Here is a 15,218-nt window from a genome sequence, read left to right as displayed (position 1 = left end):
TAATCAAAAAGATGTATAACAATTAATTAAATTTTTAAAAAGATGAAAAAATTAGTTTTAGCAATAGCATTTATCGGAATGGGAGGTTTTGCAATGGCACAACAGACAACTCCAACTCCACAGGAAAAAGAAGCAAGAAGAGCAGAAATGCAACAAAAATTCCAACAGAGAGAACAGGAACATTTGGCTCAGATGCAAAAAGATTTAAACCTTAACCAAGGTCAGGTAGAAAAAATCAAAACACTTCAGGAAAGAAAAAAATCTGAAATGAAAGCTGAGTTTGATAAAAATAAAGATCAGAGACAGGCCAGAATGGAACAAATGAAGGCTAAAAGGGCCCAGATGGATGCAGATATGAAACAAATCCTGACTCCTGAGCAGTATGATAAATGGCAGGCAGGTAGAAAAGCTAAAATGGAGCAAAGAAAAATGGCGATGAAAGAGAGAGGTATGAAAGGTGGTAAAATGATGAAGAAGCCAATGAACACGGCAACTCCGGAAGCCAATTAATAGTTTATAATTTTGATTTTTTAATGTTATGAGAGCGGGATTTATTCCGCTCTCTTTGTATTAATCTCCATTAAATTTTTGATTTCCGGGTATAATCCCTAATTTTGACTATAAAATTTATTACTTATGGTTAGCGAGAAAATTGCAACATTAATTAACGAACAAATAGCTCACGAACAATACGCTGCACAATATTATCTGTCAATGTCTGCCTGGTTTTCAGCAAAGGATCTTGACGGAATTGCCAATTATTTCAGAGTGCAAAGCAAAGAAGAATTAATGCACGCAGATAAAATGTTTGATTATCTGAATGACGTGGGAGGTGAAATTATCATAGGAGAAATCCCAAAACCACCGCATGAATTTGCCAATGCAATAGATATTTTCGAAAAAGCTCTGGAACATGAAAAAAAGGTTACCAAAAGTATTTTCAATATTGTGAAAAATGCTAATGATGAGGGAGATTTTGCTACAACTTCTTTCCTGCAATGGTTCATCAACGAGCAGGTAGAAGAGGAAGCAAGCGCATCTCAATTGGTCACTAAAATCAAGATGGTAAGTGATAACCCTTCTGCTTTATATCTTTTTGATCAGGAATTGGGACAAAGAGTTTTTACTCCGGATGCTACGGCTTAATAATTTCTTATTGATAATATAAAGTTTCGGCGGTGCCTTTGGCACCGCCGAAACTATTTTAAAAAATCTATTGAATTATCCTTTCGTTAAAATCACTTTTTCACCTTCAGCCTTTAAGCTTCTATCACTCTCATTTTCGTGAATATATTGTAGTTCCAAAATATTTCCTTTTATGGTAAATTGATAAAGATCCGGATTTGTAGAATTGGCCTTATAAAAAAGAATTCCATCGAATTTCTGTATTCCGTCCACAAAACTATTGATTACTTCATATTTGCTGTATCCTTTAAAATTCACTTTGCCATCGCTTTCAAAATTGATTTTAGCTTTACCATTCTTTTCGGTATAGCTTCCTTCAAAAAGGATTTTTCTAAGCTCGGTCGGGAGATCGTTATTTATCTTTTGATAAACATCAGTTTTGTTAGGGAAAACCATTTCAAGCTTGTTGGAGCTGTTCATTTTTAGTTCAAAAGGTTCTGTGAAATCAGCGTTGTAAACTTTGATCATTTCATCCTTTGCAAACTCATTTTTAGCTTCGTCAAACTTTATTTGTACATCATATCCACCTTCCTCGGCGGTAAAACCCTTCAATAGGGCAACACCTTTCAGCAATTCGTTTTTATCAAGCGTTAAAAATAAAATTTTGGTTTTGCTTTCCCTGTTTGGATAAACGGACTTTGTCTTTTTGATTTTTTCGAGGTAGCTGCCGTCAACCCAGGTTCCTGCCATTTGCTCAGCAGCTTTTGCCAAAGGAGTTTCGGGAGTTGAAGCGGTTTGGGTTGTAGTATTTGAAGATTCAGTCTGGTTTTTACCACACGAAATAAGAACAGCAACAAGTGCTATCTGTGTAATTTTTTTCATCTGTTTTTTAATTTAATGAAGAGTGCTGTGCAAAATCTGTGCCTGCCTTTATAAATAGATAAGCTGTGTTTTCAATACTTTTCTTCCCAGATTTTCTAAAATATTCTTATAATTTTCAATTTGTTTTTCGTTTTTTATGCTTTCTTCACCTGTTTTAAAATCGACAATAATATAACCCTCATTACTTTTCAGAATCCGGTCGGGGCGATAAACCCGGCTTTCTCCATTTTCAGAAATCATAATATCTTTTTCATTGATTACTTCCCATTTTTCATCAAAAACTTCGCTGTACGTTTCGATGATTTGCTCCAGATTTTGTTGAATTTCATCTCTTTCTTCTATGGTGATCTGTCCTTCCAGAACATAGCATTCAAGTACTTTCCCTATATCTTTTGCGGTATTGATTTGCGATAATAATTCATGAACGAAAAGTCCGATTCTTACCTTTTCATTCCGAACCTGATAATTTTTCGACGGAGTAGCAATTTTTATGGAAGTGCTTTTTTCATTAATATTTTTCAGATTACGAATATCTTTTGTTTTAAAAGATGAAGTTTTATTTTTTGAATATTTTTTCAGCATTTCAGGATGAACTTCATACAAATCAAACTCGTCAAGATTTTCCGTGTTTTTAGATTGCAGAAACTCCAGCAGCTCAAGATTATTAGACGTTTTGTTAGCTTTTTGGATATAAAAAAACAACTGTTCTACAGGTCTTGTTGTTGCAACATATTGAAGGCAAAGCCGATCAACAAAGTTTTTATAAGAATTTTGTTTGTTGAATTTTTCAATTTCTTCGTCGTAAACTTCAAGACTTTTATTGAATTGATTAATATTAACTGATTTTAAAACCGCATCCTGAGTCGTTTCAAACCAATTCGTAAATTCTGCGTCCCGGTTTTTATTTATCATCGGAATAAAAACAATCGGAAATTCCAGGCCTTTTGCCTTGTGGATTGTCATAATCTGCACTGCATCAATGTTTTCAGAAGCTTGAATGGTATATGTTGATGCTTCTTCATCCCAATATTTCAAAAATTCTTTCGTACTTGCACCGGCATTTTGTGTAAAATTAAAAAGCATTTCCAGGAAGTTTAGAAGGAAATCCGTTTCTTTGTTTTCAACCGAAAATTCATTGACGTAATATTCTACAAAGTTGTATAAATTAAATTTCGGAAAATTATCCTGCTTTAATTTCAGCGCATATTTCTGCTGAATACATGAAAGAATTTCTTCATAAGATTCAATATCCAGAATTTCTTTCATTTCCAGGGTGAAGTCTGTCATGTGAATCCTCCCCAATTTATTCAGATAATACATCATCATGATTAAATTAGGCTTATTCTTCGGGTTGACTTCCCATTTCAAGAATTCAATAACAGCTTTCAACGTATTTGATAATTCCAGCGTAAGGCCTTTTTCTGAAATGGTTTTAATATTAGTTTCTACCCCTTTGTAATTCACTTTCAGGGTTCCTAATTTCTGAGAATAACTGAAAATGTCAAAATTTCCACGGCAAAGAATTGTAATGTCTGAAAATTTAAAACCATTATCCAGAATTTCCTGAATATCTTTCCGCATTCTTTCAGAAGTATCATTGTAGAAATCCTCATTGGTTAAGTTTTCTATAAGATTCACCTTTACGCGCCCTTCAATACCTGATTTCGGATTTTGTTCGGCATCCGTCCCGAAAATGTTTTTATGTTCTTCTTCTAAAATATCAGAGTGAAATTTATAAAGGTCATTATTGAATTTCACAATATTTTTTGCACTTCGCCAGTTGTCTTTTAAAATAAGAAGTTCAGCTTGTTTTGGTGAAATTTCTTTTTTATTGATAATGTCCAGCATTAGTTTACTTTCACCGCCACGGAAACGATAAATACTTTGTTTCGGGTCACCAACCAGTGTGAATGAAGTGTTTTCAGTAGAAATAGAATGGTCTCTCAACGGGACGAAATTCTGCCACTGAAGCTCGGACGTATCCTGAAACTCATCGAAAAAATAATGCTGAAATTGTGAGCCGACTTTTTCATAAATAAATGCAGACGGTTCGTTCCGCAGACTTTCGTTGATGAGAATATTGAATTTTGAAAGTAAAACCAAATCATTTTCATCTTCAATTTTTTTTAATTCATCCTGAATATCTTTATTAACTTTTAAAGGAAGAAGAGCTGATAAAATTTTCTCTTTTTTCTGTGTTTCGATGTATAAAAGAATCAGCTGCATTCTGTATTCCAGCAATTGATCAAGGATTTCAAAAATTTCAGATTCCTTATGTTTTGATTTCGTAGCAGCACCTTTTCTATAATTATTTACTACGGATTCTTCTGCTGTGGTAGGAAAAGGAAATCCTGGTCTTTTTTGATTGTAAAAATCTAATACTTTAGTAAAGAATCTACCAATCCCGTTTTTTCCCTGTGCAAAATCTTCAATATCAATATTTCTTGATTGAAATAATTCAATGGACTTTGTAGCAAGTTCGACAGCTAGCTTTTTGTTAGATACAATCTCTTTTCGAAGTGTATTTTTTATGTTTTCGTAATTCGTATTGTCGAAGTCTTTATTGTTTTTAAGATGCTCATAATGAATATCTTTTACAAATTCTTTTGCAGAGTCATAAAGACTTTTATTTAAATTAATCCTTTCATTATTCTCAAGGCTGTAATCCACATAATCCATAAAAGAATTGGAAATCACTTCATCTTCCCCGATTTGGTCGAGCATTTTATCAACTGCTTCAATTAAAAATGGCTCTGCTTCTATTTCAAGGTTGAAATTTTTCGCCAAACCTAATTCATAAGAAAAACTTCTTACAAGACGGGAATTGAAGCGGTCAATCGTTCCAATATTTAAAGTAGAATAATTATGAAGAACATAATCGAGCAGTTTTTTTGCACGGTGATGCAATTCGTCAATGGTAATTTTTAAACCTTCTTCCTCAAATGCCTTTTGAATATTCTTTAAATCTATATTTTCAGCGAAATTATCCGCGGAAAAACTCCCCAGCCAGGACAATATTCTTTCCTTCATTTCATTGGCAGCTTTGTTGGTAAAAGTCAATGCCAAAATATTCCTGATCGACTGCTGTTGATTAGGATATCGAAGACAGATCATCAAGAGACGCTGAACGAGGGCATAAGTCTTCCCCGAGCCTGCTGAAGCGTTGATAACTGTATAAGAATTTTGCATTTTTGAATAGAATTGTGACTGCAAGTTAGCTAAATTTTAAGTGAAATTTTAACAATTTTAATTCACTATTTAACAGTTTTGAAATTAAAAATCTAAAATAATTCCTAAAACACGTTAACTCTGGTTAAACTTATGGTATAATTTAAAAATAACTTTAGTTTTGCTTTATAAAAAATAGCCTGTGAAACTTAAACTATTCTTTTCTTTATTTACCTTACTTTTTATCAATATTAATGCCCAGGATTATATTTTTGGGAAGATTGTTACAGAAGATAATGCTGAAATTCCGGATGTAACAGTGATCAATATCAGAACAGACGAGAGATCGACAACCAACCGTGACGGACATTTTATGATTTCCGGAAGGGTAGGTGACGAATTACGTTTTGTAAAAACCGGCTACGAACGTGCGAATAAAAAGATCACAAAAGAAAATATCACCTCTCCGATCAATGTGACGCTGACAAGATCTGCAATTCTGATCGCGGAAGTTGAAATTAAGAAAGGCGTTACAGGAGATATTAAAGTAGATTCAAAAAACCTGAATCCTTCCAAAAAAGTGCAAAAATTAAAAAGCGATCTTGCAGTTTATATGTCTCAAAAATCTGATCCCGGAGTTTTGGCTGCGAGAGCCGGAGAGTTTGTGCAGCCTGTTACGAAAGGAGTTTTTTCATTAGGGAAAATTAAAAATAAATGGGACGATATTGATTTCATGAGCTATCTTCAAACGGCTTTAGGAGACAAATTCTTTGAAGATCTTAAAATTGATAAGTCACAAATCCAGCATTTTATTCTTTATATTTTCAGGAGTGGTTTTGAAAGAAAATTTATCCTTAAATACGGCTATTGCAACGATTCAGATTTAAATAGATTCAAAAATGCAGTGCTGAATAGAATATCTTTGTATAAGACTCCATAAATTTAAAATATTTTATGAAAAGTCAGATTATTAAAGGTTTGTACATTATTTGTTGTTTTGTTTTTGCTAATTTTTATTCACAGCAAACCATAACGGGTAAGATTTCAGATGAAAATAATTTTGATTTGGGAGGTGTAACGGTTATTAATATTGCTAAAGATCAAAAAGTATCTACCAATTCTTCCGGCGAATTTTCTATTGAGGCGACAAATAATGATGAGCTGAGGTTCATAAAAGCAGGCTTTGAAAGAGCTTCTATAAGAGTTCTTACCAATGGAAATAACCCCTTTCTGTTTGTTAAAATGGTCAGAATCGCACAGGAAATTGAAGAGGTCGAACTTACAAAAATTACCGGTGATTTATCAAAAGATTCTAAAAGGGTAGCGAAGGTTGACAAAGGAAAAATTGTTGAAGATGCGGTCGGGCTTCCTCAACCCGTCGGGAAAATGCGTGAAAAACCCGCAGAAGTGAAGCAGGTTTTGATTCCGATGCTTCTAGGACAACTGAATGTGCAGGGAATGTACGATCTGATCAGCGGAAAAGCGAGGAGGCAGAAACGGCAGTACAGATATGATGATCTTCAGGAAGATATCATCTGGATTAAGGAAAGGGTAGAGGAAGAATATTTTACAAAAGAAGGAATTCCTAAGGAGCGAATTTCAGAATTTATTGAATATTCATTTTTGTCTGAACCTCAGGTAAGGATGTTTGTAAGAGCAAAAAATTTATCTGGCGCATTGCTAAGACTGGAAAAAACCATCCCGCCTTATGTGGAAAGATTGAAAGAAAGTAAGCAATAGTAAATGTTAAAAAAATCTTAAAATTGGAATGAAAATTGATAATAATTATTCTATGTAAATGAAAATGTTTCAATTACAACAATCAAATTCCACAAAGTTTTATGAATAAAAACATTATTGCGATCACAATTGCCGCCCTTGGGTTCGTTATTGGCCTCGGGATTCTTGGAAATGCTATTAAAAACAGAAACAAATCTGAAAACACTATTTCTGTTACGGGTCTGGGAACCAAGCAATTCACTTCCGATCTCATTACATGGTCTGGAAGCTTTTCTAAAAATAATTTTGATTTAAAGGCAGCTTACGACGAACTGGCTTTAGACAGGAAAGTCATCAATGATTATTTGCTGTCAAAGGGAATTAAGCAAAACGAAATTGTTTTTTCTTCGGTTGATATTCAAAAACAGTTCAGGAATTATACAGATTCCAACGGAAATAATGTTCAGGGTGAGTTTTCAGGATATAATCTCTCACAAAAAGTTTCCATAGAAAGTAAAGAAGTAGCGAAAATTGAAAACCTTTCCAGAAATATCACGGAAATTATCAATCGTGGAATAGAATTCACTTCATCTTCCCCGAATTACTTCTATACCAAACTTGCAACTGTAAAACAGGAAATGATTGCGGCTGCAACGAAGGATGCTAAAGCGCGCGCCGAAAAAATTGCAGAGAATTCAGGAAGCAGTTTAGGAAATTTGAAAAAAGCAACAATGGGAGTTATCCAGATTACAGCACCGAATTCCAATGAAGATTATTCTTATGGCGGGACTTTCAACACGGCTTCCAAAGATAAGGAAGCAAGCATTACGATTAAGTTGGAGTATGGAGTGAATTAAATTTTACTAATACAAATATTTCTCCCACGGATTTCACAGATTACACAAATGTTTATGTTAAATATTTTTTTTTAAAACTATACATAATAATCTGTGGAATCCGTGGGAAACAAAAAACGCTGAATACTTCCAGCGTTTAATATATTTTAATGATAAACAACATCATAAATTTCATCTTTGACTTCCTCTAAATTTTCAGGAATATAATTTGCCAGCAACCAAAGCTCCAAAGGGCTTTTCCCGACTCCGTAACTCGGCTGAACATACATTTCGTCAATCAGATGGAACCCGTTTTTCTGATAAAAAGAAAATCTTCTTAATGCATCCTCATTTTTATTTCCGTGCTCAATTTCCAATACGATTCTTGGATAATTTTCAAATAAATAATTGGTAATAGTTGAGCCTAATTTTTGATTTCTAAATTCAGCAAAAACTTCAAAATGCTCCACAAAATTAAAATTACTCAGTTCCCAGATAATGAGGTAACCGATATTTTTTGCATCGTGTAAAACGGAGATTATTTTCACATTCGGATGGGAAAACAAAGTCGTAAACTGACTGTCATTTCTCCTTTCATCCTCAGGAAAAGTACTGCAGTATGAAGCGAAGATTTCCTGGACCCTGTAGTCTTCAGGAGAAGTTATTTGTAAAAATTCCATGATTATAAGTCAAAAACGTTGGGCCGTCTTGTGATGAACATATCCTTGATCCACAAAGTAAAAGCCAGCCCCAGATAAATTAAAAAGAAAAATCCTGCCGTTGCAAAAGTTGAATATATAAAGAAAACACGAAGCTTGGAAACCGGAATTCCCAATTTGGTTCCCATTCTTGTAAGAACGCCAAACCATTCTCTTTCCATTTTATGGCGGATATTATCAAACATTTTAAGATTCTTTTAAAATTTTAAATCCAATACTGCAATTTAAGCAATTTTTTTCTTCACAGGAATTTTTGAAGTGATAAATCAGACTTTGGCTTTCTAAAGCTGTTTTAAATTTTAAGCCCAATTTCTTCCAATCATCAGTAATTGAATTTTTTTCCGCAGATAAATTGTTATAGAAATGGAGAATTTCATCAGCAATTTCTTCGTTGTGGTATTTATGATAAGTATATTTTAAAGGTAAAACAGTGTTTAGGATAATTAATTCAATAAAGTCTTTACTTACAATTTTCGGCTGGTCAATTTTTGAAATTTTCCCGAAATTAAAATGATTATTCCAATATTCTGAAGCTTTTATATCTTTAAATATTTCAAATAGTTGATCTGAAGTTTTTACATTAATAATTTTTGAAAATAAACTCTGATGCTGATGATAAAGATTGGCTAGCTGTGACAAACGAATTGTCGGGAAATTCGGAGGACGGAGTCTTAAAAATTTTGGATGAAATTTCAGATCTGAAATATTGAACTTAGCTTTAATAAAATCAAATTCTCTTTTCCAAATTTTCATTTGTTCATCTTCAGGATTTTCGAGCCAGCCGGAAACCCCGAAGAATAGAGCTTCTAGTTGGATTTCGTTTTGGCGGATTTTATTGATGCTATTAAAATCAATGCTTTCTGCAATTTGTTTAAAAATAAAGGCATTTACTTTTAAACCAAAAGAATAGGCCAGGCTGTGAAATAAAACCACTTCAAAATTATTTTTAAATTGTTCTAAGCTTTTCTCGAATTCCAGAGACTTTTCTTCCAATTTTTTGAGAACATTTTCTTCATGGAAATTGACGGGAATTATATTGGGATTAAAAATATTTTCGCAGGGAATAAATTGATTGCCACTGATCAGCTTTTCATATTTCCAAAGAATATTTTCATCAATGTGGGTTCTCAGTTCTAAAGTAGGAACATTTTTATCTTTAAGCTCATCAATTTCTGCATCGTTTTGAAAAACAACGTGAAGAATAATATTTTGATAATTGGGGTCTTGAGAATGATTATGAAAAATCCAGTCGGAAGATTTTACGTGAAGTTCGATGTTTCCGGCTAAAATAATATTGTTGGTCTTAATTTTCGCCGTTAAGAAATCCGGTCCGGAATCGGTATTCCATTTTCCGAAATCTAATATTTCAACGGAATTTCCTTCAATATCTTTGAAGTCAAAATGCTTAAAAACTTTAAAGTTCCAAAGATATTGAAGTAATTTTTCCGTCATGAGTGTGACACAAATATAGCAGAATCGCTAGACTTTTGCCAACTCCTTATTAAAATTTTCTATAGTTGTTCTATACATTTCTTCATATATAGGAAGAATGTTTTTCAAATCGAATTTTATCGCCTGATCTTTCGCATTTTTCTTCATTTTGGCTAAAAGTTCTTCATTGCTCAACAATTTGATGCAATAATTACTCATTGCTTCCACATTTCCGATTTCTGCCAAATAACCAGTTTCTCCCTGAATATTTACTTCAGGAATTCCACCCGCGTTCGAACTGATAACCGGTGTATTTGCAGCCATTGCTTCCAATGCCGCCAAACCGAAACTTTCCTGCTCGGAAGGCAATAAAAACACGTCTGAAAGCTGAAGAATCCTGTACAAATCATTTACTTTTCCAAGCAAACGGATTTTCGAAATCAATTCTGGGTTTTCTTCCAAAAACTGATTTACTTTTTCCATGTCCGGACCTTCACCGATAATTATTAATTTTGACTTTACCTTTTTCTCAACATTTTTGAAAATCTGCAAAACTTCATCCACACGTTTTACAGGACGTAAATTGGACACGTGAATTAAAATTTTCTCATCAGCATTAGCAAATTGAGTTCGTTGGCATTCATTGCATTCATCAAATTCAGAATTATCAATGAAATTCGTAATAACCTGAATCTCTTTTTTAATTTTAAAAAATTGAAGGGTATCTCTTTTTAAACTTTCAGAAACAGAAGTAATCGCATCTGATTGATTGATAGAGAATTCCACCGCATGTTTATAGCTCGGATGCTGGCCTACCAACGTAATATCCGTTCCGTGAAGGGTTGTCACCAGGGGAATATCGTTGTTGTCTTCCTTAAGCATTTGTTTTGCCGTAAAAGCTGCGTATGCATAAGGAATCGCATAGTGAGCGTGAAGCAAATCAAGTTTGTAAAGATTGACAACACGGTATATCATCGAACTCAGCGCAATATCATAAGGCTGATACTGGAAAAGCGGATAGGTCTGAACATTTACTCTGTGAAAGAAAATATTCGGATTGGTGATATCTAATCTTGCGGGAAGCGCCGAACTTATAAAATGAACCTCATAGCCTTTATTGGCCAGAGACATCCCAAGTTCCGTTGCTACGATTCCGCTTCCTCCGTATGTTGGATAGCAAAGTATGCCTATTTTCATTAGTTTATGGGTGTTTTTAGTGTATCTATTTGTAATGGTGTGAAATCTATTCCCATGCCTGCTTTTAGTTTGTCATTAACCAAAACGGGAAGTCTGCCGGAAATTTTTCTCTTTCCCGTTAAAGCATGAGCTGTCGCCGTCATCGAATCATCATTGTTTTCATAAGAAACAAGCACTGTTGAAACTTTCGAAATATCAATGTCTTTCAAAGCATAAGGGCTTCCGAAAACGTTTAAAATAACATTCTGATTTTTTGTAAGATCCGCTAGAATTTTCTTCGATTCTGCAGAAATTTTATAAGGTTTGTAAGCGGTAGAATTATCTTTATGAAACCCGACAATCACTGTAGAATTGACAGGAATAGTACTGATTTCACTGGCTTTTTTAATGATGATATTTGAGCCTAATTGATTCGCGAAAGTCTGATAAGGTGCTTCCTCCAAAGGAACATAGTAAATCTGTTTCCCTTGTAGCGGCAACAGTTTTTTATCATCTTTTAATAAAGTAATAGCTTCTGAATAAAGGTTTCTGACTAGAATTTCATGAGTTTCATTATTCAAATCGTCATTGATATTTTCAGGATTTTTCGGAGTGTATTGATTTAAACCTAAAAAATATTTAGTCAAAAGAATTTTTTTCACACTTTCTTCCACTCTTGATTGAGGAATTTCTCTGTTGTCAATGGCTTTTTGAATTAATTTTTTTCCATCAGCAACCCCTTGAGAGAAGAGCATGATGTCATTTCCTGCTTTAAAAGCTAATGCATCCAATTCTCCCGGCTTGTATTTATTGGCTACAGCACCCATGTTTAAAGCATCGGTGATGATTAAGCCCTTATATCCTAATTTATTTTTCAATAATCCTGTGATAATATTTTTAGAAACCGAAGCCGGAATCCCTTTTGCCGGTTCCAATGCCGGTACATATAAATGAGCTACCATTACACCTCCAATTCCTTTATCCATTAATGCTTTAAAAGGAGCAAGCTCAACATTATTTAATCTTTCCAGATTGTGCGAAACAACGGGCAGATCGAGATGTGAATCCGTGCTGGTGTCGCCGTGTCCCGGAAAATGCTTGATTGCAGCTAAGATATTATTATCCTGAAGACCATTGGCATAAGAAAGGGCAGAGCTGATCACGTTATTTACCTCAGATCCGAAACTTCTGTTTCCAATAATAGGATTATTTGGATTTGTGTTGACATCCACAACCGGTGCAAAGTCCCAATTGATGCCCATTCTGTGGCAGTCTTCGGCAATTTTGGCAGACATCTGCTGGATCATGTTTTTATTCTGAATCGCACCTAAAGTCATTGCCCATGGAAACTTGTGAGCCGTTGCAATTCTCTGGTAAAGTCCCCATTCTGCATCCATCCCGATCATTAAAGGAATCTTTGATTTTTGCTGAAATTCATTAACAAGGTTTATTTCCCTTGCTGCATCATCCTGCATTAAAATCAGACCTCCGATTTTATCATTATTAACGATGCTTCTTACCTTACTGATCTCATCTTCACCCCTATTGGTATAAAGTGCAACGATGAAAAGCTGTCCCAATTTTTCGTCTTGTGAAAGTAATTTGTATGTTTTGTCAACCCATTGATTTGCCTTTTTCAAATCTTCCTTTGAAATATTTTTAGGTTGATATTGAGCTGAAAGATTTAAGCTTATAAATAAGAAAGTGAGGAGGGAAGTATAAACCAGTTTCTTCATAATTTTTGAATAAGAACAAAAATACAATTAAAAAAATGATGAAAACAATGTTTTTGAAATTTTTGGTATATGATTTGAATACGCTTTATAAATAATATTAATAATAACTAAACTTTTATAAAAATGAAAAAATTTCTTCCAATTTTATTAATAGCTTTTGTGAGCTTATTCATATTTAGCTGTGATGATGATAATGATAATAATTTTGTAGATCATGATACTTATTCACAAATGAGAGATGCTACGGGAACATTTTCTGCTTCTAATACTTATACACTTTCAATGGATATCAATATTCAGAATACAGATGTAGTATTGGTATATAGAAAAGTAGGGGGTAACTGGCAAAGCATACCTAAAACTTATTATTTAGATAATGTGGTTGCACCGGCAACTGGTAGAGAATTAGACTATAATTTTGATTTTAATACTCAAGAAGTTAATATTTCAACATCAGCTAATTTTAATCAAGCTTCAATGTCAGCTGCAGAAGCAAATCAATACTTAAACAACCAGACATTTAGAGTGGTATTAGTTCCGGCAAGCGCAGGAAAAACTGCAAATTCGGTAGATAAAAGCGATTATAATGCAGTTGTAAAATACTACAATCTTGATGAGTCTAAAGTAAAGACTATTAAAGTCAATTAAGAAAATATATCTTTTCAGTTTTTTATAATTACAAAAAAGCTCCGAAGAATTTCTTCGGAGCTTTTGCTTTTATCTAGTTATTTAATTGTCATTATCATCAAGTAAATGACCAAAATAATCTTTCTTTGTTTTAAGGTAACCTTTACTCATCTCGTTGGCTGGAATTTGTAAAGGAATTCTTGAGTTTAAGTGAATATTACTTTCTTTTACATACTTTACCTTTTCAGGATTATTGGTAAGAAGGTTAATATCTTTTACTTCTAATAAATTTAATATTTCAATAGCAACACCGAAGTTTCTGTCATCTGCGGGAAGTCCCAGTTTTAAATTGGCTTCTACGGTGTCAAAGCCTTTTTCCTGAAGAGAATATGCTTTTAATTTATTGATGATCCCGATATTCCTTCCTTCCTGTCGAAGGTAAATAATGATTCCCCCATTTTCATGGATATATTTCATTGCAGCGTCAAGTTGCTGCCCACATTCACATTTTTTTGAATGGAAAACTTCTCCGGTTATACATTCTGAATGGAAACGCACATTCACAGGTTTTGAAAAATCTGTATTTTCTGCGATAATTGCCATGTGAGGCATCCAGTCATTTTCGTTTTCAGAGAAAGCGATCATTCGGAAACTGCCGTGTTCTGTAGGAACGTTGGCTTCCGCCTGAATTTTAGTCATTAATGTCCTAATTATTAATTATTAGTTTTAATTTTTTATAGAATCTTCAATTACAGAAATATTGGTTTTTAATCTTACCAGGTATCTGTTAAGAACCTCATCATCATCTTTATTAAGATGCTGTCTCAGTTTCTGAATTTTTTTGTAAGACTTTTCGAAATCTTTTAAGGCTCTGTTTTTCCCCGAAACATTACTGGCGTCGATTGCATATAGATAATTCTGTAAGCTGTATTTTAGCGTAGTGATTTCGGTATTTAATGCTGTATTTTTAAACTGGGGAAAAGTAGCAATCAAATTAGATATTTCGGATGCATTTACATTTTCCTTTACATTAATTTCAATGTTGTTTTTGTTACCTCTGTCAGAATCAGAACCTTTGGTTTCGCTATAAAAACTAGTTGACAACGGAGAAAAATTTGGCTTTTCCGTTGCACAAGATGTTATAATCAGTAATACTCCAAAAAAAAGTAGTCGTTTCATTTTTGTTGCCCCTTTTGATAAAGGATTGGGTTAAGACTTTCATCGTTGTACATTTTCATTTGTTTGTACACTTTCATCTTAACATCACCGTTTTCAATATCAGTAAGCAACTGATTAATAGAAGTAGAAAGATCCTCCTGCTGGGTAAGAAGAACGTCTAATTTTGCCTGGCAATTAGCTCTGTGTTCTTCAGAAGCGGATTCTCGATTTGCCTCTAACGACATGTGATAAACCTTTAATGCAAGAATTGATAGTCTGTCTACCGCCCAGGCGATAGTTTCAGTATTGATTTTTGCATCAGGTTTAGGAGTTATATTTTCAAACTTATTAAGAAACCAACTGTCTATAAACTCCACCAGATCAGTTCTTTGCTGATTGGAGGCATCTATTCTTCTTTTGAGTTGAAGAGCTTCAGCTGGATTAATATTTTCATCTCTAATTATATCTTCCAAATGCCATTGAACGGTATCAATCCAGTTCTTTGCATACAAAATCCGTTCCAAAGTGTCTTTTTCGAACGGGTTATTAATTAGAGTGTTAACGTCATCAGACACGTGATAATCTTCAATAGATTGATTAAAGACTTTCCATGCGGTCTCTGTAAAATTCATTGATCTTAA

Annotated in this window: 16 protein-coding genes; 6 read left to right on the top strand and 10 right to left on the bottom strand. The window is 33.7% G+C overall.

The features are described 5' to 3' along the window. Window positions 1-42: 42 nt before the first annotated feature. Together ATE47_RS14625 and ATE47_RS14620 are read left to right on the top strand one after the other, a co-directional pair. A complete protein-coding gene (locus ATE47_RS14625; RefSeq protein WP_062162650.1) occupies window positions 43-510 on the top strand; it encodes a hypothetical protein in 468 nt (155 codons plus the stop codon). A 126-nt stretch (window positions 511-636) separates the two neighbouring features. Further along, window positions 637-1,146 carry a ferritin gene (locus ATE47_RS14620; RefSeq protein ID WP_062162649.1) on the top strand — a complete coding sequence of 170 codons (510 nt, stop codon included), beginning with the start codon at window positions 637-639 and terminating at the stop codon, window positions 1,144-1,146. 75 nt (window positions 1,147-1,221) lie between these two features. On the opposite strand, the gene ATE47_RS14615 is transcribed toward ATE47_RS14620, so the two are convergent. Next, window positions 1,222-2,007, bottom strand: coding sequence for a hypothetical protein (locus tag ATE47_RS14615; RefSeq protein WP_062162648.1), 786 nt, complete (start codon window positions 2,005-2,007; stop codon window positions 1,222-1,224). Between the two features lie 48 nt (window positions 2,008-2,055). Further along, the gene (locus ATE47_RS14610; RefSeq protein WP_062162647.1) at window positions 2,056-5,196 is read right to left on the bottom strand and encodes a UvrD-helicase domain-containing protein; all 3,141 of its coding nucleotides are present in this window, start codon (window positions 5,194-5,196) and stop codon (window positions 2,056-2,058) included. A gap of 181 nt (window positions 5,197-5,377) precedes the next feature. On the opposite strand from ATE47_RS14610, the gene ATE47_RS14605 reads away from it, so the two are divergent. From ATE47_RS14605 to ATE47_RS14595, 3 genes are all read left to right on the top strand, one after another. Then, complete coding sequence (locus ATE47_RS14605; protein WP_062162646.1) at window positions 5,378-6,115, top strand: carboxypeptidase-like regulatory domain-containing protein; 738 nt, start codon at window positions 5,378-5,380, stop codon at window positions 6,113-6,115. Window positions 6,116-6,129: 14 nt separating this feature from the next. Continuing rightward, entirely contained in the window at window positions 6,130-6,915 is a 786-nt protein-coding gene (locus tag ATE47_RS14600) for a hypothetical protein (protein ID WP_062162645.1), read from the top strand. A 101-nt stretch (window positions 6,916-7,016) separates the two neighbouring features. Further along, window positions 7,017-7,751 (top strand): SIMPL domain-containing protein, encoded by a 735-nt coding sequence (locus tag ATE47_RS14595; RefSeq protein WP_062162644.1) that lies wholly within the window; start codon window positions 7,017-7,019, stop codon window positions 7,749-7,751. Between the two features lie 146 nt (window positions 7,752-7,897). Here ATE47_RS14595 and ATE47_RS14590 read toward each other — a convergent pair whose 3' ends face one another. The 5 genes from ATE47_RS14590 to ATE47_RS14570 are packed head-to-tail and all read right to left on the bottom strand — an operon-like array spanning window position 7,898 to window position 12,792. Continuing rightward, a complete protein-coding gene (locus tag ATE47_RS14590) occupies window positions 7,898-8,410 on the bottom strand; it encodes a GNAT family N-acetyltransferase (protein ID WP_062162643.1) in 513 nt (170 codons plus the stop codon). 2 nt (window positions 8,411-8,412) lie between these two features. Continuing rightward, on the bottom strand, window positions 8,413-8,634 hold the full coding sequence (locus ATE47_RS14585; RefSeq protein ID WP_062162642.1) for a PspC family transcriptional regulator: 222 nt from the start codon (window positions 8,632-8,634) through the stop codon (window positions 8,413-8,415). A 1-nt stretch (window position 8,635) separates the two neighbouring features. After that, window positions 8,636-9,901 carry a DUF2851 family protein gene (locus ATE47_RS14580; protein WP_062162641.1) on the bottom strand — a complete coding sequence of 422 codons (1,266 nt, stop codon included), beginning with the start codon at window positions 9,899-9,901 and terminating at the stop codon, window positions 8,636-8,638. A 27-nt stretch (window positions 9,902-9,928) separates the two neighbouring features. Beyond that, on the bottom strand, window positions 9,929-11,077 hold the full coding sequence (gene bshA / locus ATE47_RS14575; RefSeq protein WP_062162640.1) for an N-acetyl-alpha-D-glucosaminyl L-malate synthase BshA: 1,149 nt from the start codon (window positions 11,075-11,077) through the stop codon (window positions 9,929-9,931). Then, window positions 11,077-12,792: a glycoside hydrolase family 3 protein gene (locus ATE47_RS14570; protein WP_062162639.1), complete on the bottom strand. Its 1,716-nt coding sequence runs from the start codon at window positions 12,790-12,792 to the stop codon at window positions 11,077-11,079. The genes bshA and ATE47_RS14570 overlap by 1 nt, the downstream gene beginning before the upstream one ends. Before the next feature lie 159 nt (window positions 12,793-12,951). Between ATE47_RS14570 and ATE47_RS14565 the strand changes: the two genes are divergently transcribed. After that, window positions 12,952-13,440: a hypothetical protein gene (locus ATE47_RS14565; RefSeq protein WP_147297027.1), complete on the top strand. Its 489-nt coding sequence runs from the start codon at window positions 12,952-12,954 to the stop codon at window positions 13,438-13,440. Window positions 13,441-13,521: 81 nt separating this feature from the next. On the opposite strand, the gene ribA is transcribed toward ATE47_RS14565, so the two are convergent. The 3 genes from ribA to ATE47_RS14550 are packed head-to-tail and all read right to left on the bottom strand — an operon-like array spanning window position 13,522 to window position 15,209. Then, the gene (gene ribA / locus ATE47_RS14560; protein WP_062162637.1) at window positions 13,522-14,118 is read right to left on the bottom strand and encodes a GTP cyclohydrolase II; all 597 of its coding nucleotides are present in this window, start codon (window positions 14,116-14,118) and stop codon (window positions 13,522-13,524) included. Window positions 14,119-14,145: 27 nt separating this feature from the next. Then, window positions 14,146-14,598, bottom strand: coding sequence for a hypothetical protein (locus tag ATE47_RS14555; RefSeq protein ID WP_062162636.1), 453 nt, complete (start codon window positions 14,596-14,598; stop codon window positions 14,146-14,148). Beyond that, complete coding sequence (locus tag ATE47_RS14550) at window positions 14,595-15,209, bottom strand: DUF4254 domain-containing protein (protein WP_062162635.1); 615 nt, start codon at window positions 15,207-15,209, stop codon at window positions 14,595-14,597. Before ATE47_RS14550 ends, ATE47_RS14555 begins: the two co-directional genes overlap by 4 nt. Window positions 15,210-15,218: the final 9 nt, after the last annotated feature.

This window comes from Chryseobacterium sp. IHB B 17019, from assembly GCF_001456155.1.
In the GTDB taxonomy this organism is placed as follows: Bacteria; Bacteroidota; Bacteroidia; order Flavobacteriales; family Weeksellaceae; genus Chryseobacterium.
The sequence above is the reverse complement of the archived record's forward strand: the minus strand, read 5'-3'. Positions and strand labels throughout refer to the sequence as shown.

Coding starts and splice junctions, on each gene's coding strand:
- ATE47_RS14625 (WP_062162650.1), top strand. CDS start 43: ATGAAAAAATTAGTTTTAGCAATAGCATTTATCGGAATGGGAGGTTTT.
- ATE47_RS14620 (WP_062162649.1), top strand. CDS start 637: ATGGTTAGCGAGAAAATTGCAACATTAATTAACGAACAAATAGCTCAC.
- ATE47_RS14615 (WP_062162648.1), bottom strand. CDS start 2,007: ATGAAAAAAATTACACAGATAGCACTTGTTGCTGTTCTTATTTCGTGT.
- ATE47_RS14610 (WP_062162647.1), bottom strand. CDS start 5,196: ATGCAAAATTCTTATACAGTTATCAACGCTTCAGCAGGCTCGGGGAAG.
- ATE47_RS14600 (WP_062162645.1), top strand. CDS start 6,130: ATGAAAAGTCAGATTATTAAAGGTTTGTACATTATTTGTTGTTTTGTT.
- ATE47_RS14595 (WP_062162644.1), top strand. CDS start 7,017: ATGAATAAAAACATTATTGCGATCACAATTGCCGCCCTTGGGTTCGTT.
- ATE47_RS14590 (WP_062162643.1), bottom strand. CDS start 8,410: ATGGAATTTTTACAAATAACTTCTCCTGAAGACTACAGGGTCCAGGAA.
- ATE47_RS14585 (WP_062162642.1), bottom strand. CDS start 8,634: ATGTTTGATAATATCCGCCATAAAATGGAAAGAGAATGGTTTGGCGTT.
- ATE47_RS14580 (WP_062162641.1), bottom strand. CDS start 9,901: ATGACGGAAAAATTACTTCAATATCTTTGGAACTTTAAAGTTTTTAAG.
- bshA (WP_062162640.1), bottom strand. CDS start 11,077: ATGAAAATAGGCATACTTTGCTATCCAACATACGGAGGAAGCGGAATC.
- ATE47_RS14570 (WP_062162639.1), bottom strand. CDS start 12,792: ATGAAGAAACTGGTTTATACTTCCCTCCTCACTTTCTTATTTATAAGC.
- ribA (WP_062162637.1), bottom strand. CDS start 14,118: ATGACTAAAATTCAGGCGGAAGCCAACGTTCCTACAGAACACGGCAGT.
- ATE47_RS14555 (WP_062162636.1), bottom strand. CDS start 14,598: ATGAAACGACTACTTTTTTTTGGAGTATTACTGATTATAACATCTTGT.
- ATE47_RS14550 (WP_062162635.1), bottom strand. CDS start 15,209: ATGAATTTTACAGAGACCGCATGGAAAGTCTTTAATCAATCTATTGAA.